Annotated in this window: 22 protein-coding genes; 6 read left to right on the plus strand and 16 right to left on the minus strand. The window is 55.4% G+C overall.

Going from position 1 to position 19,221, the window contains the following annotated elements; all coding sequences use genetic code 11:
* From ACT3R7_RS07340 to ACT3R7_RS07350, 3 genes are all read right to left on the minus strand, one after another.
* Positions 1–2,280: AAA family ATPase (locus ACT3R7_RS07340; RefSeq protein WP_496198957.1), on the minus strand; the 2,280-nt coding region annotated here is incomplete at its 3' end.
* A gap of 663 nt (positions 2,281–2,943) precedes the next feature.
* Complete coding sequence (locus ACT3R7_RS07345) at positions 2,944–3,549, minus strand: glutathione S-transferase family protein (RefSeq protein ID WP_193091381.1); 606 nt, start codon at positions 3,547–3,549, stop codon at positions 2,944–2,946.
* 2 nt (positions 3,550–3,551) lie between these two features.
* Positions 3,552–4,760 (minus strand): YbfB/YjiJ family MFS transporter, encoded by a 1,209-nt coding sequence (locus tag ACT3R7_RS07350; protein ID WP_193091380.1) that lies wholly within the window; start codon positions 4,758–4,760, stop codon positions 3,552–3,554.
* A 152-nt stretch (positions 4,761–4,912) separates the two neighbouring features.
* On the opposite strand from ACT3R7_RS07350, the gene ACT3R7_RS07355 reads away from it, so the two are divergent.
* Positions 4,913–5,806: a LysR family transcriptional regulator gene (locus ACT3R7_RS07355; protein ID WP_192538388.1), complete on the plus strand. Its 894-nt coding sequence runs from the start codon at positions 4,913–4,915 to the stop codon at positions 5,804–5,806.
* A 51-nt stretch (positions 5,807–5,857) separates the two neighbouring features.
* On the opposite strand, the gene ACT3R7_RS07360 is transcribed toward ACT3R7_RS07355, so the two are convergent.
* Together ACT3R7_RS07360 and ACT3R7_RS07365 are read right to left on the minus strand one after the other, a co-directional pair.
* Positions 5,858–6,193: a zinc ribbon domain-containing protein YjdM gene (locus ACT3R7_RS07360; RefSeq protein WP_192538390.1), complete on the minus strand. Its 336-nt coding sequence runs from the start codon at positions 6,191–6,193 to the stop codon at positions 5,858–5,860.
* 333 nt (positions 6,194–6,526) lie between these two features.
* The gene (locus ACT3R7_RS07365) at positions 6,527–7,777 is read right to left on the minus strand and encodes an MFS transporter (RefSeq protein WP_225736188.1); all 1,251 of its coding nucleotides are present in this window, start codon (positions 7,775–7,777) and stop codon (positions 6,527–6,529) included.
* Positions 7,778–7,838: 61 nt separating this feature from the next.
* On the opposite strand from ACT3R7_RS07365, the gene ACT3R7_RS07370 reads away from it, so the two are divergent.
* Positions 7,839–8,837: an AraC family transcriptional regulator gene (locus ACT3R7_RS07370; RefSeq protein WP_192538392.1), complete on the plus strand. Its 999-nt coding sequence runs from the start codon at positions 7,839–7,841 to the stop codon at positions 8,835–8,837.
* A gap of 24 nt (positions 8,838–8,861) precedes the next feature.
* Here ACT3R7_RS07370 and ACT3R7_RS07375 read toward each other — a convergent pair whose 3' ends face one another.
* Both ACT3R7_RS07375 and ACT3R7_RS07380 read right to left on the minus strand, forming a co-directional pair.
* Positions 8,862–10,211 carry a carboxylesterase family protein gene (locus ACT3R7_RS07375; RefSeq protein ID WP_193091379.1) on the minus strand — a complete coding sequence of 450 codons (1,350 nt, stop codon included), beginning with the start codon at positions 10,209–10,211 and terminating at the stop codon, positions 8,862–8,864.
* A 111-nt stretch (positions 10,212–10,322) separates the two neighbouring features.
* Complete coding sequence (locus tag ACT3R7_RS07380; RefSeq protein ID WP_193091378.1) at positions 10,323–10,892, minus strand: pyridoxamine 5'-phosphate oxidase family protein; 570 nt, start codon at positions 10,890–10,892, stop codon at positions 10,323–10,325.
* 185 nt (positions 10,893–11,077) lie between these two features.
* Here ACT3R7_RS07380 and ACT3R7_RS07385 point away from each other — a divergent pair, with 185 nt between their 5' ends.
* Positions 11,078–12,046 (plus strand): zinc-binding metallopeptidase family protein, encoded by a 969-nt coding sequence (locus ACT3R7_RS07385; RefSeq protein ID WP_193091386.1) that lies wholly within the window; start codon positions 11,078–11,080, stop codon positions 12,044–12,046.
* Positions 12,047–12,053: 7 nt separating this feature from the next.
* On the opposite strand, the gene ACT3R7_RS07390 is transcribed toward ACT3R7_RS07385, so the two are convergent.
* The gene (locus ACT3R7_RS07390) at positions 12,054–12,950 is read right to left on the minus strand and encodes a LysR family transcriptional regulator (protein WP_193091377.1); all 897 of its coding nucleotides are present in this window, start codon (positions 12,948–12,950) and stop codon (positions 12,054–12,056) included.
* Positions 12,951–13,095: 145 nt separating this feature from the next.
* On the opposite strand from ACT3R7_RS07390, the gene ACT3R7_RS07395 reads away from it, so the two are divergent.
* The gene (locus ACT3R7_RS07395) at positions 13,096–14,064 is read left to right on the plus strand and encodes an AEC family transporter (protein ID WP_193091376.1); all 969 of its coding nucleotides are present in this window, start codon (positions 13,096–13,098) and stop codon (positions 14,062–14,064) included.
* 39 nt (positions 14,065–14,103) lie between these two features.
* On the opposite strand, the gene ACT3R7_RS07400 is transcribed toward ACT3R7_RS07395, so the two are convergent.
* Together ACT3R7_RS07400 and ACT3R7_RS07405 are read right to left on the minus strand one after the other, a co-directional pair.
* The gene (locus ACT3R7_RS07400; RefSeq protein WP_496198958.1) at positions 14,104–14,520 is read right to left on the minus strand and encodes a GNAT family N-acetyltransferase; all 417 of its coding nucleotides are present in this window, start codon (positions 14,518–14,520) and stop codon (positions 14,104–14,106) included.
* 53 nt (positions 14,521–14,573) lie between these two features.
* Entirely contained in the window at positions 14,574–15,329 is a 756-nt protein-coding gene (locus ACT3R7_RS07405) for an ArsR/SmtB family transcription factor (RefSeq protein WP_193091374.1), read from the minus strand.
* Positions 15,330–15,399: 70 nt separating this feature from the next.
* Between ACT3R7_RS07405 and ACT3R7_RS07410 the strand changes: the two genes are divergently transcribed.
* A complete protein-coding gene (locus tag ACT3R7_RS07410) occupies positions 15,400–15,747 on the plus strand; it encodes an NIPSNAP family protein (RefSeq protein ID WP_193091373.1) in 348 nt (115 codons plus the stop codon).
* Entirely contained in the window at positions 15,744–16,091 is a 348-nt protein-coding gene (locus ACT3R7_RS07415) for an antibiotic biosynthesis monooxygenase family protein (protein ID WP_193091372.1), read from the plus strand. The genes ACT3R7_RS07410 and ACT3R7_RS07415 overlap by 4 nt, the downstream gene beginning before the upstream one ends.
* A 250-nt stretch (positions 16,092–16,341) precedes the next feature.
* Here ACT3R7_RS07415 and ACT3R7_RS07420 read toward each other — a convergent pair whose 3' ends face one another.
* From ACT3R7_RS07420 to trpA, 6 genes are all read right to left on the minus strand, one after another.
* On the minus strand, positions 16,342–16,656 hold the full coding sequence (locus ACT3R7_RS07420) for a hypothetical protein (protein WP_193091371.1): 315 nt from the start codon (positions 16,654–16,656) through the stop codon (positions 16,342–16,344).
* Between the two features lie 92 nt (positions 16,657–16,748).
* Positions 16,749–17,033 carry a type II toxin-antitoxin system RelE family toxin gene (locus ACT3R7_RS07425; RefSeq protein ID WP_193091370.1) on the minus strand — a complete coding sequence of 95 codons (285 nt, stop codon included), beginning with the start codon at positions 17,031–17,033 and terminating at the stop codon, positions 16,749–16,751.
* Positions 17,023–17,274 carry a type II toxin-antitoxin system Phd/YefM family antitoxin gene (locus ACT3R7_RS07430; RefSeq protein ID WP_192538402.1) on the minus strand — a complete coding sequence of 84 codons (252 nt, stop codon included), beginning with the start codon at positions 17,272–17,274 and terminating at the stop codon, positions 17,023–17,025. Before ACT3R7_RS07430 ends, ACT3R7_RS07425 begins: the two co-directional genes overlap by 11 nt.
* A 53-nt stretch (positions 17,275–17,327) precedes the next feature.
* The gene (locus tag ACT3R7_RS07435) at positions 17,328–17,657 is read right to left on the minus strand and encodes a hypothetical protein (RefSeq protein WP_226940089.1); all 330 of its coding nucleotides are present in this window, start codon (positions 17,655–17,657) and stop codon (positions 17,328–17,330) included.
* 66 nt (positions 17,658–17,723) lie between these two features.
* The gene (locus ACT3R7_RS07440) at positions 17,724–18,053 is read right to left on the minus strand and encodes a hypothetical protein (protein WP_193091369.1); all 330 of its coding nucleotides are present in this window, start codon (positions 18,051–18,053) and stop codon (positions 17,724–17,726) included.
* A gap of 325 nt (positions 18,054–18,378) precedes the next feature.
* On the minus strand, positions 18,379–19,218 hold the full coding sequence (gene trpA / locus ACT3R7_RS07445) for a tryptophan synthase subunit alpha (RefSeq protein WP_193091385.1): 840 nt from the start codon (positions 19,216–19,218) through the stop codon (positions 18,379–18,381).
* Positions 19,219–19,221 lie beyond the last annotated feature (3 nt).

Consider the following 19,221-nt stretch of genomic DNA (forward strand, 5'->3'; position numbering starts at 1 on the left):
AAGCTGCTGCTCCAACCAAGTCAGTGCGTCCGTGATATACTTAGGAGCCACGACCGGCTCATCCGAAGAGATCATTTCAAAAATACTAGCAGCGAATTCACCTTTATCGAACGAACCGTGCATAAGCGCATGAAGTGCAACCAGCAGTTCTGGAGTGCTTTCGGCTTTAGCAACCCTTTTTGACACCGAGCCTAGTGCCCCCTTCGGTGCTTCAATCTCTTCACCATCCTCATCGAGTTTTTCATCCATCAGGTTCTTAAACCAATGCAAATTCGTCAGGACTAGTGAATCCTCAAACGTGCTGGGCCAGCTGCCATCAGCTTCTTCTACAGGTAATTGCCAAGCGAAACGCACAAGGCAATCTGCGACCTCACTCCATACTAATTGAGCTTCAGTCGGGTTCTTAAAATCATTCAATTGTTCCAGTTTCGGATGCCATTCACGAAGAGTTTGGTTACCGCAGTGAAGCCCACCTTGCCCCGTGTTCGCAACAGCCATGAGCCTTTTGCTAGGCTCTCCATTTTTCTTGGGCTTACCTTCTTTTTCTTTAGAGGGATCGATGTCAGTAATGATGACCGTAGGAATACGGAGTTTCTCGACGAGTGGCTTGAGTCGGTGAGCATGGCTCCCCCCAATATCCAAAAAGGAAACATATCTGCTCCTCAATGCCTTAAAGTCTCGCTCAATAAAGAGCGGCACAAGCATTCGCTCTGCACTACCCTCAACGAAAACAGCTGCGTTGGCGAACAACAGATCCGTGTGCTGAACACGGAAGTAGCGTTCCGCGAATTGACGGGTCTTTTTGTCATCACCAAAGACCTGTCCAAGATTGACCACTTCGGTCGCTGGAAATGAATTCGTAGCACTCTTGGCTATGCGACGTACATACCTGAGTCGGTCGAAGTTCTCTGAATGAGCAAGATGGCTAGAATGCGTACTAATGAGCAGCTGGCTTTTAAGGCCGGACACGCTCTTCAAAGGGCTGATAAGTTTGTGCGCTTTATCGGGAAAGATGCGCTGCACCTGAACGTGAAGATGCGCTTCAGGCTCCTCAATCATCACCAAGTGAATGGGTTCAGGAGAACCTTTTTCAGGCTGGAGGCGAGCAGCTTTAAAGGAAACTAGCTGGTAGCTAAGGGACTGGAGATTCTGGTAACCGAGCCCAATAGAGTGTTCAGGTAGGAGCTCTTCTAGTGAATCCTTTTGCATACTGTACTGGACAGCTGTTCCATGATCGAGCAGATCCGCCGTCTGAATGCGAGTTCGAAAGCGAATCTCTTGGGGATCATGTAAGCCCGGATAGCCAAGCTCCCTCACTTCCTCAACTGAATCGGCGATGGCGTCATGAATCTTCTCATCCAAATCTCTCTGTGCCTCAGCTACGGCTTGGATAAGATCCGCACGGTGACCGTGTCCAGTGCTGGAAACGTTTAAGTGCTGCTGGGCAAATTTGAGAAGTTGATTTGAAAACATTCCGACTCGGTGCGGACCCGAAACAGACCTAGACCCTGCTTCTTCACTTCCAAGTCCACGCTGGGCAGCTACAAAGTCAACGCGTATGAGTCTAGATAGGTGCTTACGCTCAATTGGATTGGCATCTTCAGAGAGTGTCTGAGTAGCATAAGTCGCAGGACTCGTCACTGGGTTATTATCTGCACTTAGCTTGTATACGCGAACATGGCCAAGCTTAGATGGCTCACGTAACCAAAAATCGAGCAGGTCAATTGGCCATGCTAGCGAGTCCGCCCCCATGTCCTTTACCGGTAAACGCGCATTGTTATAAGCCCATGCCAGTTGCTTTAGATCATCTATGCTTGCGGCTGGCTCCAACCGCAGACGAACACCGACAGCCCCTCCTTTCCAACTGAGCTTGGAAAGGAATGGTGCGACGTAGTGGTACATACCGGGCTCCGCATCAAACCAGAGATCCAATGTTGGCATGGCCGCAAGAATTATCTGGAGCTGCTTTTCCCACAGCCCTTCGGCGCCAGCTACTGTTAATGGATCTTCGGTCAGCGCCTCCCAATTTCTACCTAGAGCTCGCAGTTCTGGCCATTGCGAGATACTGATATCGAATGCGCCAAAAGAAGACTGATCCGCAAGAAAATGGCGGATGGCGGCTAAAACCGAGGTTTTACCACTATTGTTTGCGCCAACTAAGATGGTTGTTTTTTTGTCAACTTCTAGCCGAATTTTGCCCAGCCGACGAAACTGGCAGAGTTCTATAAACCGAAGCGATATATCTCCGGACGAAAGAGAATCTGGTTTTTTTTCTGCCATTAAAGCGCCTCGCAAACGAAATGTAGGATGCGCACCCAGACAGCACATAGGGCGCCCCCAAAAGCTAATGTTGTTATGTTAGTAACGTGCTTATATATATACGACTCGACCGAGAGCCGAGAGGAATCTAGGTTCGATAACAATTGTTACCGACCGTCGTCTATAGTCGGCCACTGAAATTTATTAATAGTCCGCTTTGGGTCGAAAGATGTCATTTATCAATTGACTCATAAGATCCTATCCCGCCCCCATCGACTCAGCTGATTGCTCATAACTCCAAGTAACACTCTGAATCTTACCCAGCGAAAAAAATACTGTATGCCCTTTAAAAAAGGCGATAAGTCATGCTTTCAGAAACGCTGAATAAGTCGTCTACCGGCACGTCTTTGCATGAAAAGTAGTGGCGTGGCAGATAGCCGCGTTCGCGGGGGGCAACCGTCCGTAGAGCCGGCCAGCAGAATGCCGTTGGCCTGCCCTTGTATGAGCTGCTTGGTAGGGTGAACCGTTGGCAAGCATTCTGCATCGTGTGTTCCCTGCGGAGTTTTTCGCTCTAATATCCTGAGACTAGCAGTTAACTTAGATTAATCCCATCGCGGCGGATTAGTTTTTTAATCGGTAGCGCTGGCGTTGCAGTGGCCTTTTCTCCTCGTCGCTGGATCATCGTTACGGTGTGGTAAACGCAGTCGCCTGAAAGCTCGAACGTGTGATCACACCCTGGTGCCACGAAGCAAGCGGTCGATAGATCTCCTGCCACGCTACCTCCGGCAATCTGAAAGCGAGGTAATCCAACGCCACTGCGACAGCGATTTCACCAAGATTAATGGCGTCCACAGGTGCTTCACCAAGCTCTCGGTTCAATTGTTCGAGCAGCCGCTGAACGGCCCGCGAACGCCGTTGGCCCAGCACGCTATTGTCGACCTCATTGCCGGTGTGCTTTCTGGCAATCACCATCGTAAAAGCCGCTTCCATGAGGTTTTGCCCCAACCCCGCCAAGTGCATCACCTCGCTCAAGCGAGACGTTGGCAACACGGGCTTCTCCGGATAAGCGCTATCCAGGTAAACAGCAATCAGCATTGATTCGCTGAGCGTAGTGCCTTCCTCGGTGACTAGCGCAGGAATACGCCCGGCAGGGTTGGCCTTGAGTAGTGCGGGGTCGTCTACCCAGGGGTCACACCATTTCAGCGTAACGGCTTTGCTCAGGCCTTTTTCTAGTAGCACGATGCGCACCAGGCGCGCGTAGGGCGATGTAACGTTTAGGTAGAGTTCCATTATTATCTCCTGTTTTGAGCAGTAAGCGCCGCGTTGCGCTGCTGCAAAGCACGACTAAGCAGTACCAGCAAAAAGCCTGCGACGAGCATGAGGCCGCTGATGGCGAACAGCGGCGAGTAAGTGCCCCAAACGCCATAGAGTGCCGACATGGCATAGCCAGCCACTGCCTGGGCAGCAGCAAAAGCGGCGGTGGCTTGCCCCCAGATTTTCTTGTGCGCGGTTGGCCCTACCAACTCAGCAAGGCGGCCCGAGGTGAGTGCGACAATGCCGGGAATCATCGCCCCTACCATAAAAGAGGAAACCGATTGGCTGATCAGTGCTAGCGAGAACACCGGCAGCAGAACAGCGGCAGCCTTCGCTACAAAAGCAATCGCCAAACCATAATGCCAACCTGCTCGCTGCGCCAGGGCGCCGACCATTAGCGGCCCGCACACCGCCCCTAAGCCAAAGATGCCCCACTGAAATGAAGCGGCCTGGTTACCTAATGCGTTTTCCCTGGCGAGATAATCCACCCAGAACACGGTATGGGGCACAAACCCAACCGCATCCAGGGCATACGCACTAATGACCAGCCACACGACGACCTTTACCCCCGAATACTCCCTGGATTTATTGGCCGTTGGGCTGGCCGTGGCAGGTAACGCCAGCCGAGTGATGCTGTGATTGCATAAAAGCCCCGCCATAATGCAGAGCAGCCCCAACGCGCCCCACGTAAACGCGAGACTTAATTCAAGCAGCAATGGCACGATGAAGGCTGAAAGCAGTGCGCCCAGGCCAATCCCCGTAAACACCATGGCACCGACACGGGTTCGTCTTTCTGTGGGCGTGGCCGCCAACGCCAGCGAAGGGCCAACCACCATTAAGATGGCGCCCGCAATGCCCGACACCAGGCGCCAGAAGAAGAACCAGGTGAAACCGCCCTCCCCAGCGCAAAGCACAAAGCTTAAAGCGATACCTGCGAAGCTTGCCGCCATTACGCAGCGCGTAGAAAAGCGCTCACTCAGGGCGTGGGCGACAAGCGCACCGATAAAGTAGCCCAGCAGGTTGGCGGCCCCCAGGTAGGCGCCCTGGCTTGCGGTAAACCAACCCTCCTGAATAATCGCTGGTAATAGCGGCGTGTAGGCAAAGCGAGCAATGCCGATCCCCGCCAGGGTCGCCATTATGCCGGTCATCAGGGCGGGCAAATCGTGGGAAGTAAATTTTCGGCTCATCAGGTTGTGTCCTTTTTGTGCCGCCTTTCAGGCAAGGTGGGCAGCGCGGTAGTACACAGCCAGACTACGGATGAGGAGTTATTCCTAGAAACGATTTGTTTTGATAGCTACTATTTTTTTTGAGATAACGCTGGCTTGGCAGAAAGGTGAGTATGCAGCTTAAATCATTACGACTATTTATGGCGGTGGCCGAGACAGGCAGTTTCGTGGCAGCGGCAAAACGCTTGCACACGGTGCAATCCAACGTGACAACTCACATCAAGAAACTTGAGGAGGAGTTAGGCGTACAGCTTATTCATCGTGCGGGACGTGTTCGCCCTACAAGCGCTGGTTTGGCGCTGGTGGAGTACGCTGAGCGCATGTTGACTGCCCATGATGAAGCGGTATCGCTGTTCAAGGGTCAGGAGAAGGCGTGTGGGCGGCTACGGATAGGCGCCATGGAGACCACAACGGCATTGCGCCTTCCCCCAATACTAGCGGCGTATCACGCAGCGCAGCCTGATGTTGATATCCAGCTCAAGACCGGGCCAACGGCTGAGCTGGTCGAGCTGCTGCTAAACGGGCAGGTAGACTGTGCCTTCGTGGCTGGGCGGCTTGAGCATAGCCGCTCCCACGTGCTTAAAGCATTTAGCGAGGAACTTGTGTTAGTGGGTTCGATGCCCATGACGACGATGCCCTCTTCACAAGCGCTGCTGGCGTCTGCCTTCATGGCGTTTCGCCAAGGGTGCAGCTACCGCCAGCGTATCGAGCTATTGCTGGCGTCCTATGGTGTCAATGCGGGCCGGATATTCGAGTTCGGCTCGCTGGATGCGATGTTGGGCTGTGTCGCTGCTGGGATGGGCTACACGGTGCTACCGCGTGGAACGGTAGACGCTCACAAGCACCGGTTCGGGATTCACACGCTGGCTCTGCCCGCTTCTATTGCCCACATTGATACCTATTTTGTCGCCCCCGAACCGGCAACCTGGACACCGGCCCTGGCAAGCTTTGCGGATATGTTGTGTGACGCAGTGGTGGTGGATGAACTTAATCTTACTGCGTCGTAATGTGGATAGCGGTCTGATTAGTGACGTTGACCAACAACTTCCAGGCGTGGTTCAGGCCTTTTTCACAAAATGAGCGGTTACCATCATGTCGCCAACGCCGTCGACCTTGCAGTCCAGTTGATGATCCTTGCTGTCTTTGAGCCGCTTGATAACGGCTTTGGTGCCTACCTTGAGTACCAGCGAGCTGCCTTTGACTTTGAGGTCTTTGATCATCGTTACCTTATCGCCTTCCGCTAACAGCGTGCCGTTGGCATCGTTGACCGTCACAGCGTCTTCCGACTCTGTTTCAGAAGGGTTCCATTCGTGGGCGCACTCGGGGCAAATGAACAGGCTTTGATCCTGATAGACGAATTCGGATTGGCAGTTTGGGCAAGGTGGGCACGACATGAATGATGACTTCTGTGGCTTGGTTTAGGCTGCTTATGATACTGAGCCAGTATGACCTTGGCGAATATTGCGGGACTGGGCTGTGGGAAACTAACGCCAGCCTTTGTGAGGACGCTGACCGGGAGGATGTTCAGGCTTCGGTTCTTCTATTCTCTTCTCTTTCTTGAGCAAGCGAGGGCCAGCGCTCTCACGGCCATAGGCGGATACGATAAGCGCGGCGTCAGCTCATAGCGCTCGCAGGCGTTGGCCGTATCTCAACATTCAGTGTGCTGCTCCGGGTGGTGCCAGTAATGCCTGTCCCCTCCCCGGAACAAACCTGGGTTAAAAAGTCATTCAAACATGTATTCCGGCGCCGGTGGTTGCACCGTGCTGCGGTAGTTCGACCCGGACGCGCAGAGCAATCACGAGTGCGGCGAGCAACATCACCGCGCCTGCGGTAATGAAAACGCCGGTGACGCCACTAAAGCCGAAAACAAGGCCACCCAATGCAGCGCCGGTGGCGATGGATGATTGCACCGCCGCGACGACCATTCCACCGGCGGTCTCCGCTTGATCGGGCACGGCGCGCGCAACCCAGTTGGACCAAGCCACCGGTACACCGCCGAAGGCCATGCCCCACAGCGCGACCAGGAGCATCAGCGCGGTTCCCTGGACGGGTAGCAAGATCATGCCGAACGCTGCCACACCTACCAGTGCCGGCATCAGCACCAAGGTCGCGCGCAGGCTACGTTCCATCAGCCAGCCGGCCAGCAGCGTACCGACGAAGTTGGCGAAACCGAACCCCAGAAGCATCAGCGCCAAACCGTCGACATCAATGTCACCCACGCTTTCAAGCGCCGGTCGAATATAGGTAAACAAGGCATATTGGCCCGTATGGGCAAGTACGCAGCCCATCATGCCAATCGCAATACCCGGGCGGCGGAGCAGTTCAAGCACCGATGCGGTATGCGTCATTTTGCGCGGCGCCATACGCGGTAGCGTGCACCATTGAAAGACCAGCGTAATCCCGCCAACAGCTGCAGCGGCGATAAAGGCACTGCGCCAGCCATAGAGCCCACCCAGGTAGCTCCCCAGTGGCACGGACACCACCGTTCCGATCGCGATGCCGCTGAAGATGATGGAGAGTGCTCGCGGCACCAAATTGGCGGGCACTAGCCGCATGGCCACGGCTGCCGCCATGCTCCAGAAGCCCCCCAACGCGATGCCTAATAGAATGCGCATCACCAGCAGCACGGTCAGGTTGGAGGAAAGCGCCACGAGCAGGTTGGAGGCGATCATTAGGATGGTAAACGCCAGCAAGACCACGCGCCGATCGAAACTGCGCGTTAACCTGGGCACCAGCAGCCCGGCAAACAGAGCCATCACCGCCGTCACCGTCACCGCTTGACCCGCGAGTGCCTCCGACACGCCGAGGTCTGTTGCCATCGGCGTCAACAGACTGGCGGGTAAGTACTCCGCCGTCAGCAACCCGAACACGCCCATTGCTAGTGAAAACACCGCCATCCACGCCGGTGCAGCAGGTTCACTGCTGGCCGCACCGCCTGTATCGGCCATTTTTCCAGCATCAAAAACGTCATTACTCATTTCGAAACTTCTCTAGAAACTTTTGAAGCTGAAAGTCTAGAGCTGTAAACCTGGATGATCTATGATCATAAATCTCATTTTTTTGATCGAAACGCCTAAAATGACCAATAAAGATAAATTTGCCCTGTCATCTGATCTCATCAGCGAACTGCTGACCGGCATGCGCCTGCGTGGCGTCCAATACCGCCGCATTCAGACAGGCCCATCTTTCGGTTTAGGCTTCGAAGACAAGCCAGGACACGCTTACTTCCACTTTCTGGCGGTTGGTACTGCCTTTTTACGTACAGATGATGGTGAGTTGCATGAACTGTCCGCTGGAAGCGCTGTGTTTATACCTCAAGGGGGGAGGCATCAGCTTCTATCGGATGCGAAGGTTTCATTTCAGAGCATCGACACATTCGATGCTGCGCCCCTTGGCGAAGCCGTCAGCGGGGTAGACACATGCCCCAGTACTCACCCGACACCCAGTGCCGTCATTTTCTACGGTTGCATGGAGTTCGATCTAGGCGGCATGCAGGGGCTTGGTAAATTGATGCCAACCGTCATGGTGGCTGACACGCTGGGGGATCGCTACCCTGGCTTGCTGCCTATGCTTGATTCAATGAAACGGGAAATCTGCGCCGGTCGTATCGGTTTCGCGGGTATTCTGGCTCGGCTCGCGGAGGTTGCGGCAGCCATGATGGTGCGCGGCTGGATCGAGTCCGGCTGTGAAAACGCCTCTGGTCTCGTTGCGGCATTGCGTGACCCACGTCTTGCTCGTGCCATACTGGCGCTGCACCGCCAGCCTGGCCGTGAATGGACAGTGGCAGAGTTGGCTGCGGAGTCGCATGTCTCTCGCTCAGTTTTCGCACAACGCTTTCAAACCACCATCGGAGTGCCACCCCTACGCTATGCAACGGAACTGCGGATGCGTCTTGCCAATCAATGGCTCACTCAAGAAAGAGTATCTATCGACGTGGTCGCCCAACGACTCGGCTATACGTCTCAAGCGGCATTCAGTCGTGCTTTCAAGCGCGTCATCGGCAAGCCTCCTGGGGCCAGTCGGCAAATGCATTCATGATAATGAGAATGCGCTTGTCGCTAACTAGCTGGCCTGCCACCACTGCACTATTTGCGGTTCAAGCTGACCAGTGGGCGGCAGTTGCCCGTTTCGCGCGAAATCTGCCCATAGCTCGCGCAGGCGTTGGCCGTGCTCAAGCAGATCGGTTTGTTCCACGTCTTTAACGATATCGGCATATTGCCAGCTGGCGGGCTCGCCCAACAGTAGCGGAAGCTCAATGGTATGGGAGGCGCCAAACGGATAGTGGCCCTTGCCCCAATCCAGCCGATAAACGTAAGCGTTGCCACCGGCTTTCGCGTGGCGGCGGGCAAACATGAGGGCATCGCGCTTGTATATTTTGCGCGTGGTGGCAGCCACCATCGCCCTGGTGGCCCGCTCACCTATTAATGGAAACTGGCGTAGCCGCGAAAGGTTGCGAGACATCACTAGAAACAGCGCGGTTTCCTCTAAGGTGTAGCCAATAAAAATGTCGAATTTCGGCGCAGCGCGGCGCCAGGCAGCGTCTACCTCGGCCTCAATGGGCAGCGGGTAGTGGCCGTACTGGGTGCCAAACGGCATGGCGGATCTCAGCCCAAACCCTTGGGCGGCTTTAACCACCTGCTCTTGTGCGCACAGAACCTCTTCCAAGGGCGTATCGTCTTTTACATCAGCGGCCTTTCGGCTCATCTTGCCGTGCATCTTCGCCCGGTTGCGGCTGATGCCTAGCGGCGCGCTCTGGATGATGGCGCGCTGAAAAAGCCCATCAATGCCCTCGGCAATCATTAGATGGGCCGCCGCATCGCCTCCGGCGGAATGCCCAAACAGAGTAACGTTGTTAGGGTCGCCGCCCATGGCCGCAATGTTGGTGTTGACCCAGCGCAGCGCCGAAATGAGATCGAGCAGGCCCAGGTTTGCCGGGCGATTGGCATAGCCGCCCAGAAAACCCAGCAGGCCGAGCCGGTAGTTGACCGCTACCACGATCACGTCCTGTTCAAGCGCCAGCGGGCGTACGTCGTATACCGCGAGGTCTGCCGCGCCGAATACGTAAGAGCCACCGTGAATCCAGACCATCACCGGGCGCGGCGCCGTGGCGGGGCTATCCGGAATGGTCACCGACAGATGCAGCTCACCTTCGCAGTAGGCCGCCTCCTGGGGGGTAATGCCCAAGGCCTCATCCAGCTCAGGAATACTGTTTTGTGGCAAAGCGGGGGACCACTGAGTGGCCTGAATGGGCATGGTGGCAGGCGGCTCATCCTCTGGGGCGCAGAAGCGCTCTGCGCGGGCGTAGCGGATACCCGTGGCACGGATAACGCCGCGATCCCGCCAACCGATTATCTCACCGGCAGGGGTGGTGAAGCGTGGAGCATCCTGCTCGGTAGGCTCAGCGTGGGGCATGGGGTTCCTTGGAATTTGAAAGTCGTCGCGACTGAGTAGCCTACATCGTCGTGGGCTGAAGCCGACTCCTACAAAAAAAGTGCTCGCGATTTGCGTTAGCCGACGCGCCCATTACGGCACCAGCCACTGCCCTGCCCAATTATCCGCCCGCTTGAACACCGCGCGGCGGTGGTGGTGGCCCAGGTGCAGCGCTTCTATCGCTTGAATGTCGAGCCACAGCACCGCGAAAGCGCTTTCGGCCGGGGTCTTGGTGTAGTCCAGTGAATCCGCAATCGGCTCGCCCGGCGCGGGGCCGCGGCTGTAGGCGGTGCGGGCGTGTTCGGGTATTCGCTGCCAGCGCTCGCTGACCTCGTCGCCATTCAGGATGGTGACGTTGGCTTCGATGCGACATTGCAGCATTTGCTCGGCATCCCATACGTGCAGCGCGGCCACGGGGTTGGCGCGCAGGGCAGCGATTTTATCGGAGTGAATATCGGTGTAGGTGGCAAGCGTGGCGGCCTGCTGATCGGCTTCGCGCAGCACTACCGTGCGGGCTTGGGGCATACCATTGGCGCTTACAGTGGCCAAGGTGGGATGACGTGCCGCAGCGTGGCGGTCGTTGACGCCTTGAGTCAGGCATGCCCAGAGGTGAGCATAGAGTCGCGGCAACTCTTCTACCCAGCGGGGTTCGCTTATCGCCATGGGGCACCTTTCGAGAGAATATTAAGCAGACGTGTTATTCGTATGCGGTTATTTATAACACGCTGAAATCGTTGCGGGCTAAAGCCTTCGCCTACAGCGTATGCAGACGATAAGCGTGAAGGCATTGGACGTAGCCGCGCATCCCTGCCTAGACTCAAGGCTCCTTTCTTATGAGTACCCGGCCCATGCGCGTTTTCTCCAACCCGGTCGGTGCCGGTTCGTTGTGGTTTGATAACCTGGTGACCGCCGATGGCGTCCCGGTGGCTTACGACCCCCAGGCGCGAGCGTTTATTCCCATGCCGCCCTTCTGCGCCAACCGTGACGTGATTGGCTGCAACTGGATTGCACCTAACGAGGGTGAGTTCTGTCGCGCCTGTGCGATGACCGCTCTGGCGCCGGACCCGGAGATTCCCGACGCCATTCCCAACTGGGCGCTGACCGAGGCCGCCAAGCGCTGGGTGATCGATAACCTGGGCCGCTGGCACTGGTTTCGGCCGGAAGACCCGGGCGCACCGCCCACCTTTCATATGCTGGCCGAAGGCGCCACGCCGGTGCCCATGGGCCATGTGGGTGGCGTGGTCACGATCAGCGTGGCCGAGGCGGACTCGGTACTGAGCACAACACGCCGCGAAGAGCTGGAAGAGCCTTACCGCACCATGATTGGCCATATGCGCCATGAAATCGCCCATATGCTGTGGTGGCGGTTAAGCCTGCGGGAAGATTTTCTGGATGCCTTTCGCAAGGCGTTTGACGATGAGCGTGCCGATTACACCGAGGCGCTCCAGCATCACTACCATGAAGGCCCGCCAGAGGACTGGCGCGCGCACTATGTCTCGACCTACGCCTCGGCTCACCCGCATGAAGACTGGGCGGAAACCGTCTCGCACCTTCTGCACCTGACCGATATCACCGACAGCTTCGTGGCTTCGGGCATGGATTTGCCCGAGCTACCGCGTGATCAGAAATGGGACGCCTACGCCGAACCGGATGCCGAGCGCTTGATCCATATCGCCACAGCGGTGGTGGCCGGGGTAAACAACGTCAACCGCTCCATGGGGCTTTCGGATGTGTACCCGTTCGTGCTGACAGAAGTGACGCTGCAAAAGCTGGTGTTTGTGCACGGCTGGCTGCGCCGGGGGGCGCTGGGGCTTTAAGCGCGAGTTACTCGATCAGCGAACGGCTCAGGTAGCGGGCAAACTGCTCGTACAGCTCGCTTGATTGCGAAGCGCTGAGCACCAACTGGATGGAGGGCAAATTCGGGACGCCGTTCGCCTCAGAAAGTACGCACAGCTCCTCCGATAACGCGCTTTTGGGCAGGATGCCCACTCCCAACCCGCTGATGACCGCTTTCTTGATGTTATCGAACGACCCGCTGACATAAGCGAAGTAGTGCGAGCGCCCGACACCGTTCAGCGCCATGACGGCACTGCTTCGAATCACGCACCCGTCCAGAAACGTGACCAGCGGAATATCGCGCAGGTCATCGAAATGGATCGCGCCAGCGCTTACCCAGTAAAGCGGCTCGACCTGAATGACCTGCTCGGCTTTCGATACCACCGGTTGGCCCGCCACGCCCTTGAGAATTACTACATCCAGCTGCTGCTGTTCTGCCATTCGCGAAAGCACCGCAGAGGAGGCCGCTGTGACTTCCACGCGCAGCCCCGGGTTGTCCTCAAGGCAGAGCGATATCACACGGTGAAGGTTACCCACCGCAAAGTCATCCGGTACTCCTAGCGCTACTTTTCCCTCAAGGCTTGAGGCCTTCAGCGAGTTGATCGCTCTGCTGGTACGTTGAAGAATATCGCGGGCGGCCGGTAACAGCCGCCGGCCCTCTTCGGTCAGCCCGATCACATGCCCTTGGCGCCTTTCAATGAGGCGAAAGCCAATATCTTCTTCAAGACGTTTAAGGCCAACGCTTAGCGTCGACTGGGTACGCGCCAGCACGTCACTCGCGCGACCAAACCCGCCGTACTGCGCCACAGTCACGAAAGCGCGCAGCTGTTCGAGCGTAATACCCCGCCCTTTCAAGGAAAAAGCGTCTTGGTGTTCAGACTGCATAGATGCCCCGCGCATGTGCACCGCTATCGATAAAAACGATTATAACCTTGGCACAATTCATTTAACAAAACAGCGGCCAGCTTTGATGATGACCGCCATCGAGTGCGTTTCCCACGCCGACACTTCTTCAACATGAGAAAGCGCTATGTTCCTGGTCGTCATCCCGATTTTCATGGTCATTCTTCTTGGCTACCTGTTTGGCAAAGTAAAACCCGATAGCGGCAGTTCCGATAAGCTGATCAACGACTACGTGCTGTATGTCGCGCTGCCAGCTCTACTGTTTTTAGCCATTGCCAGGGCCGATATCAACGAACTCAAGCAGTGGGGCTTTATCGCCTCGTCACTGATAGGCATCGTCTGCGTGTACCTGCTGGCCGGGTTGATTGCCCGATACAAGGGCATTGCGCTGCCCCAGTCGTCCATTCTGAGCATGGGCGCCTGTTATGGCACGACCGGCTATATGGGCGTGCCCATTCTTATCTCCGTGTTCGGGCAGGAGGCGGCGCTACCGGCGGCCATCGCGACGATCCTGCATAATATCCCCGCTATAATGGCCGTGATCATCAGCTGGGATCTGTTTGCCAGCAACCGCGCAGGCAATACCCCAGCCGCTACCAGCCTTTGGAAAGCCTTCAAGACGACCTTTACCAACCCCCTTACCGTTTCCGTGCTGGCGGGGCTTTTCTTCGTGCTGTTCGGTATTCCTCTGCCGGCATTTCTGGAAGCGTTTGCCGGTTTCCTGGGCAGCGCTGCGGGCCCGACCGCACTATTTGCGCTGGGGCTTGGCTTGTCCCGGCTCAACGTCAAAGAGCAGATAACCGGCGATGCGTTAGGCATCGTCGCACCCATGCTGTTGCTCAAGATTGTCGTGCAGCCTGCCATCACGCTGCTGTCGGGCGTGTATCTTTTCGGCATGGGGGAAGAGGATGCGCTGTGGCTGGCGGCAGCCGTTGTTATGGCGGCACAGCCTATTGGCGCGGGCGTTTACGTGTTTGCCAAGAAGTACGAATACCGCCAGGAGACGATCTCGCTGGCGATCATTGCATCCTTGCTGGTGTCGCTAATCACGCTTCCGGTCATTTTGAGCTTACTTAACGGCCAGGGTGGCTATTGACGGTATTAAGCCGAGCACCAACACGTATAAAGCGGGGCCTCAAGCGTTGGGGCCGCTGCTCAAGATAAACGAGTGAAGTTCGATATCGGTACGAAACTCCCAGCCCAGGCGCTTCCAGAAGCGCTTGCCAGCATCGTTATCCACCAGCAACATCAGGTGCGATTTCTGAATGCCTTCATTCTTTAGCGCGTTCATGCAGCGGCAGACCAGCTCGGAGCCAATACCCTGCTTTCGGCAAACCGCCGCGACCGCTAGATGCTGCACAAAACCGCGATGGCCGTCATGTCCCGCCATTATCGTGCCCACTAAATTGCCATCCTGCTCGGCGACAAAGCTCAGCCCTGGGTTGCGTTGCAAATACTTGTCGATGCCCTCACGAGAATCCGCATCGCGCAGCCGCACGCCTTCCGTGCTCAGCCAAAGCGCCACGGCGGCGTCGTAATCTTCAATTTTCATGGGGCGGTAGTGCATCAGGCTAGGTCTCAAAGAGTACAGATGGGCTATGTATGCTATATAGCTTGAATGTTTTCGATTTCAACAGGCCGTGGAGCGGTCGATGGCTGGTCTGAAACCAATGGCGTACTTTGAGATGAGAATATTGCCCGCAGCGCTTTCTCGCCTGAAGTGCTGAACGCAATCACGCGTGAATCCTTCTCTTGCTTCGCCCATCCCAGTTCCTGAATACGGGTAAGCAGCGCACTGCCAAGCGCGCCTGCCAAGTGATGCTTGCGTTCGCTCCAGTCAAGGCACGTTCGACACAGTGAGCGTTTTGAAGACGCAAGCGCGTCGGTATCAATACCCAATTGAAGAAACCACACCCGGCCATGCTTAGTAAGGTCTAGCCCTCCTGAGTGCTGTTGAAAGATACCCGTTTGAAGCATCCGCTCATACACCCATACGCCTAACTCTCCGGCTAGGTGGTCGTAACAGATACGAGCTTTACGCAGTGCAGGGTCGCGCGGGCCGGTAAAGCGGGAATCGCCTCCGCTTTTAAACGTCAGACCCATCAGCGCTTCAAGAAGGCTAGCCACTTCTGGCCCGGCCAGCATGAAATAGCGATGGCGACCCTGTTTTTCCACCGTGATCAGCTCAGCCCCCAGCAGCTTGCCAAGATGGAAACTGATGGTTTGCTTGGTTACCCCAGCAGTATCTGCCAGCTCAGTGGCGGTGTACGCACGGCCTGACATCAGAGCAGAAAGAACCTCGGCTCTGGCGTTATCTCCGATAAGCGCTGCGATGCGCACGATATTGGGGCCTTCGCTCATGGTTCGATTCTAGTCGAACCATAAGAGGCCGACAATGCGGTATTGTCCTTAAAACCAGAGGAGATACCCCATGACGATTACCTGTGTGATTCGCTACGAGATTGATCCCTTCCAACGTAGCGCCTTCAAGGAGTACGCCGAAAACTGGGGGGAAATCATTCCCCGCTGCGGCGGCCACCTCATCGGCTATTTTCTTCCCCATGAGGGATCGAATAGTGTGGCCTGGGGCCTCGTCGCTTTCGATAGCCTGGCCGCCTATGAAGCCTACCGCCTCCGGCTACAGGCTGACGAAGGCGGGCGAGCGAACTTTGCCATGGCGCAGGCTCAGCGTTTTATCCTCAAGGAGGAACGCAGCTTCGTTGAAGCGGTAGATGGCACGCTGGGTATTGCACCGACAGATGCATGGAGTGCCTTATGATTGCCGTGATATTCGAAGCGCTACCTCATAAGGATCGAAAAGACGACTACCTGGACGCCGCTAGCACTCTGGCCCCGCATCTAAAAGACATTGACGGCTTTATTTCGATAGAGCGTTTTGAGAGCCTCACCCACCCAGGGAAGATCCTATCGCTCTCCTTCTGGCGAGACGAAAAAGCCGTCAGGCAGTGGCGGACGTTCGAACCTCACCGCTCCATTCAGAAAGCGGGCCGACAGGAGATCTTTGCCGACTATCGGCTGCGCGTTGCGGCCATCATCCGCGATTACGGATTGAATGACCGGCATGACGCTCCGGAGGATTCACTTGCGGTGCATCGTCGTTAATATGCACAACGGAACACACGGTCGTCATCTTTAACCGTCACGTTGCGTTAGCTCATTAGGCTTTCAATAATTAGCAACATCACCCAGATCGTTCTGCTGGGCAGGGTTGGCAAAGTCATCCTTCTGCTCTGCCCACTTCAGCAAGGCATCAAGCGCCGGAAAGAGGGTTTCCCTCCCATTCGGTGAAGCGAAAGCTTGATCTCAATATACTGCCAGGCGCACGGCTGAGCGCGTGTTGATTTTTTTGATTTTAGAAGCCGATGCCCACACGCAGTGCTTGCAGGCCATCGAGCCTGACGCTTACCTCATCCGAAAACACAGGGTGGCCTTCCACGGTTAAATCCAGGTCAGCCTGTGTTCCGCGGTAGGTAACGCTGACGGTAAGGTTCGCAGAGGTGCTAATCGGCGCCAGCACGCCGTACTCGACGTTATCAACGCTGACCGCAGAAAGGCCACGGTTATCCAACTGTTGCTGAACTTCCTGCTTAACGGCATGGCCGTAATAGAAATACACCCCGGTATAACCCAGCGCGACCAGCACAATCAGTGAAATAAGCTTTCCCATTACGTCCTCTTGATTAAAAAATTGGGTAGTTGCCACCATGGCAATGCCATGATTTTTTCATTCATATGGAACAGTAAGTTCGGGTGGTGGAGTCACATGCGCCGTTTAAGCGAGCTATATACTTTACCTTTATCGCGTTTGCCTACGGCCAGCACGTAGACAAATAACTCGTTATCAATAATCTCGTAAACCAAACGGTACCCTGCTGAACGCAGTTTTATCTTATAAACCGCGTCGTATCCACTTAACTTGTCTGCGGGTACTCTGGGATTCTCCAACCGTTCAGCCAACTTCTTTTTGAATTGATCTCGAACGGGAGCACCGAGTTTTTCCCATTCTTTCAACGCCGCCGGTACAAATTTTAGCTTATAGGTCATCTAGCGATACCGTCACCGCTTTACTCTTGTCATCACGACGCGCCTCTACAAGCTTGGCAAGTTCGTAATCTTCCAGCATTTCCATCATGGCTTCATAGGTTTCAGCAGGCACGAGGTAAGCCGCAGGCTTATTATGGTTCAGTACTGCTATGGGTGAGCCACTGACCTGCGAAAGCAGCGCCGAAGGGTTCTTCTTCAGCTCAGAGATACTGACTGAAAAATCGGCTAGTATCTGATGCATCACGACCTCCAAAAAAGCTCTATTTTAAACACCAATTTTAGGACTTATTTTATTTATCTGCTATCTATTTTCTTTTGTGTAAGCGCCCCTTGGCGCACATGACACAACACGATAGTGGGATCACTCCCTTCGGCAGAAATAACCAACTCCCCTGACGCCTTCCAGCCACCGCTTTTACCGCAGGTTTGCCAGCCGCCCGTTAGAGAAATATGGTTGGAAAGCAGTACGGGAAATTGATGGCGTTTGGCGATACCCGCAAGCAATTCGGCATCTACTTCATAGCCCGTTTCTGAAATCAGTGCGCTGGCGATATACACGTCCGCTTGCTGTGCGGCGGCCGCTTCTGCGTGGGCGGGGTTGGCGAAGTCTGCACAAATAGCCAAGGCGATGCGTGTGTTGTTTACCGTTCAAATGCCTCTGCCAATTGGAATCAGCAGAGGCGTAGCAACTTAATCCAGGTGATCCATTGTGACGACGATATCTTCACTGGATACATCTAGGTTCATGAAGGTGTAGCTATCTTCATCTTCGTCAACCAGACGAATGTCGAAATTAGGGCTGTTATAGCCGGTTAACGTAACGCGCTGCGTTACTCCGTCCATGAGCACATCGCTACCAAGCACATCGTCTTCCCAATTTTGTGAATCGCCAGGGCTGACATACATATACATGATGGTGTAACCAGTACGGTTAGTAATATCAACGTAATAGTCGGCGGCCATTGCCAATGAAGAGCTACCCAGCATCACAAGTGCGGCTAAAAGCATTTTAATACGCATTTAGGCATTTCCTTTCGTTTTTAGTATGGGAAAAGAGGTGAAGAGTAGCGCTTGTCACCTTGGGTATATCGCGACCAGTAGCTCTCTCGCGGTGCAATATAACCGCTAACGATGAGAGAGGGTATTTTTTTAATTTAAATTAAAAAAGGCATTGTTGTTCGTTACAAAAACCCTCTAAGCAATTGAATTATATTAAATTAAACCTGTTCTCTTACATTCAATTATGGATGATAACTCACTCCCTGCGAGTCTTTACTCAAATACAGGCAAAAAAAGAGCAGGCTTAATGGCCTGCTCCTGGTATGCGTTTGCTGTGTTACGTCATTTAACTGACTTGCGGCTCGTGCACCTCTCGGCACTCTTTAACGCTTTCAGCCAGTGCACGTGCAAGGTTATGCACGCCGTTGACGGCTTCATCAGGCGTTACGGCGTTCTCGATGCAATCCACCAGCGCGGAGCCAACGACTACCGCATCGCTGAATCGGCCAATGATGGCGGCCTGTTCGGGCGTGCGAATACCAAAGCCAACAGCGATGGGAAGCTGGGTATGTTCGCGTAGCTGGCTGACGGAGCGCTCGAGTTTTTCGGGCGTGGGAGCGCTGCCGCCGGTAACGCCTGCCACCGAAACATAGTAGACAAACCCGGAGGCGTTACCCAGCACCTTGGGCAGGCGCTTGGTGTCCGTGGTGGGCGTGGCCAGGCGGATAAAATCGATACCGTGCTGGGCGGCGGGCTGACAAAGCTCGTCGTCATGCTCAGGCGGTATATCGACCACGATCAGGCCATCTACGCCGGCGCTGGCAGCGTCGGTCAAAAAGCGCTCGACACCATAGCGGTAAATGGGGTTGTAGTAGCCCATTAGCACAATGGGCGTGGTGGCGTCTTTCTCACGAAAGGCGCGCACCATTTCCAGAGTCTTGGCCTGGGTCTGGCCTTCTTTGAGGGCACGTAGGGCGGCTTTTTGAATCGCGGGGCCATCGGCCATGGGGTCGCTGAACGGCATGCCCAGCTCGATCACATCCACACCGGCGGCGGGTAGGCCGTCCAGAATGCGTTGCGATGTCGCCATATCCGGGTCGCCTGCCGTTACGTAGCTCACCAGCGCCGGGCGGTTTTCGGTTTTGAGCGCGGCAAAGCGTGCTGCAAGGCGCGCGTTGGGATTCATGGC

The organism is Halomonas sp. AOP43-A1-21 (assembly GCF_052376775.1).
Classification (GTDB): Bacteria; Pseudomonadota; Gammaproteobacteria; order Pseudomonadales; family Halomonadaceae; genus Vreelandella; species Vreelandella colorata.

Coding starts and splice junctions, on each gene's coding strand:
- ACT3R7_RS07400 (WP_496198958.1), bottom strand. CDS start 14,520: ATGAAAATTGAAGATTACGACGCCGCCGTGGCGCTTTGGCTGAGCACG.
- ACT3R7_RS07365 (WP_225736188.1), bottom strand. CDS start 7,777: ATGAGTAATGACGTTTTTGATGCTGGAAAAATGGCCGATACAGGCGGT.
- ACT3R7_RS07440 (WP_193091369.1), bottom strand. CDS start 18,053: ATGCGTATTAAAATGCTTTTAGCCGCACTTGTGATGCTGGGTAGCTCT.
- ACT3R7_RS07355 (WP_192538388.1), top strand. CDS start 4,913: ATGCAGCTTAAATCATTACGACTATTTATGGCGGTGGCCGAGACAGGC.
- ACT3R7_RS07375 (WP_193091379.1), bottom strand. CDS start 10,211: ATGCCCCACGCTGAGCCTACCGAGCAGGATGCTCCACGCTTCACCACC.
- ACT3R7_RS07345 (WP_193091381.1), bottom strand. CDS start 3,549: ATGGAACTCTACCTAAACGTTACATCGCCCTACGCGCGCCTGGTGCGC.
- ACT3R7_RS07415 (WP_193091372.1), top strand. CDS start 15,744: ATGATTGCCGTGATATTCGAAGCGCTACCTCATAAGGATCGAAAAGAC.
- ACT3R7_RS07350 (WP_193091380.1), bottom strand. CDS start 4,760: ATGAGCCGAAAATTTACTTCCCACGATTTGCCCGCCCTGATGACCGGC.
- ACT3R7_RS07370 (WP_192538392.1), top strand. CDS start 7,839: ATGATCATAAATCTCATTTTTTTGATCGAAACGCCTAAAATGACCAAT.
- ACT3R7_RS07360 (WP_192538390.1), bottom strand. CDS start 6,193: ATGTCGTGCCCACCTTGCCCAAACTGCCAATCCGAATTCGTCTATCAG.
- ACT3R7_RS07430 (WP_192538402.1), bottom strand. CDS start 17,274: ATGCATCAGATACTAGCCGATTTTTCAGTCAGTATCTCTGAGCTGAAG.
- ACT3R7_RS07410 (WP_193091373.1), top strand. CDS start 15,400: ATGACGATTACCTGTGTGATTCGCTACGAGATTGATCCCTTCCAACGT.
- trpA (WP_193091385.1), bottom strand. CDS start 19,218: ATGAATCCCAACGCGCGCCTTGCAGCACGCTTTGCCGCGCTCAAAACC.
- ACT3R7_RS07405 (WP_193091374.1), bottom strand. CDS start 15,329: ATGAGCGAAGGCCCCAATATCGTGCGCATCGCAGCGCTTATCGGAGAT.
- ACT3R7_RS07395 (WP_193091376.1), top strand. CDS start 13,096: ATGTTCCTGGTCGTCATCCCGATTTTCATGGTCATTCTTCTTGGCTAC.
- ACT3R7_RS07425 (WP_193091370.1), bottom strand. CDS start 17,033: ATGACCTATAAGCTAAAATTTGTACCGGCGGCGTTGAAAGAATGGGAA.
- ACT3R7_RS07390 (WP_193091377.1), bottom strand. CDS start 12,950: ATGCAGTCTGAACACCAAGACGCTTTTTCCTTGAAAGGGCGGGGTATT.
- ACT3R7_RS07385 (WP_193091386.1), top strand. CDS start 11,078: ATGCGCGTTTTCTCCAACCCGGTCGGTGCCGGTTCGTTGTGGTTTGAT.
- ACT3R7_RS07380 (WP_193091378.1), bottom strand. CDS start 10,892: ATGGCGATAAGCGAACCCCGCTGGGTAGAAGAGTTGCCGCGACTCTAT.
- ACT3R7_RS07420 (WP_193091371.1), bottom strand. CDS start 16,656: ATGGGAAAGCTTATTTCACTGATTGTGCTGGTCGCGCTGGGTTATACC.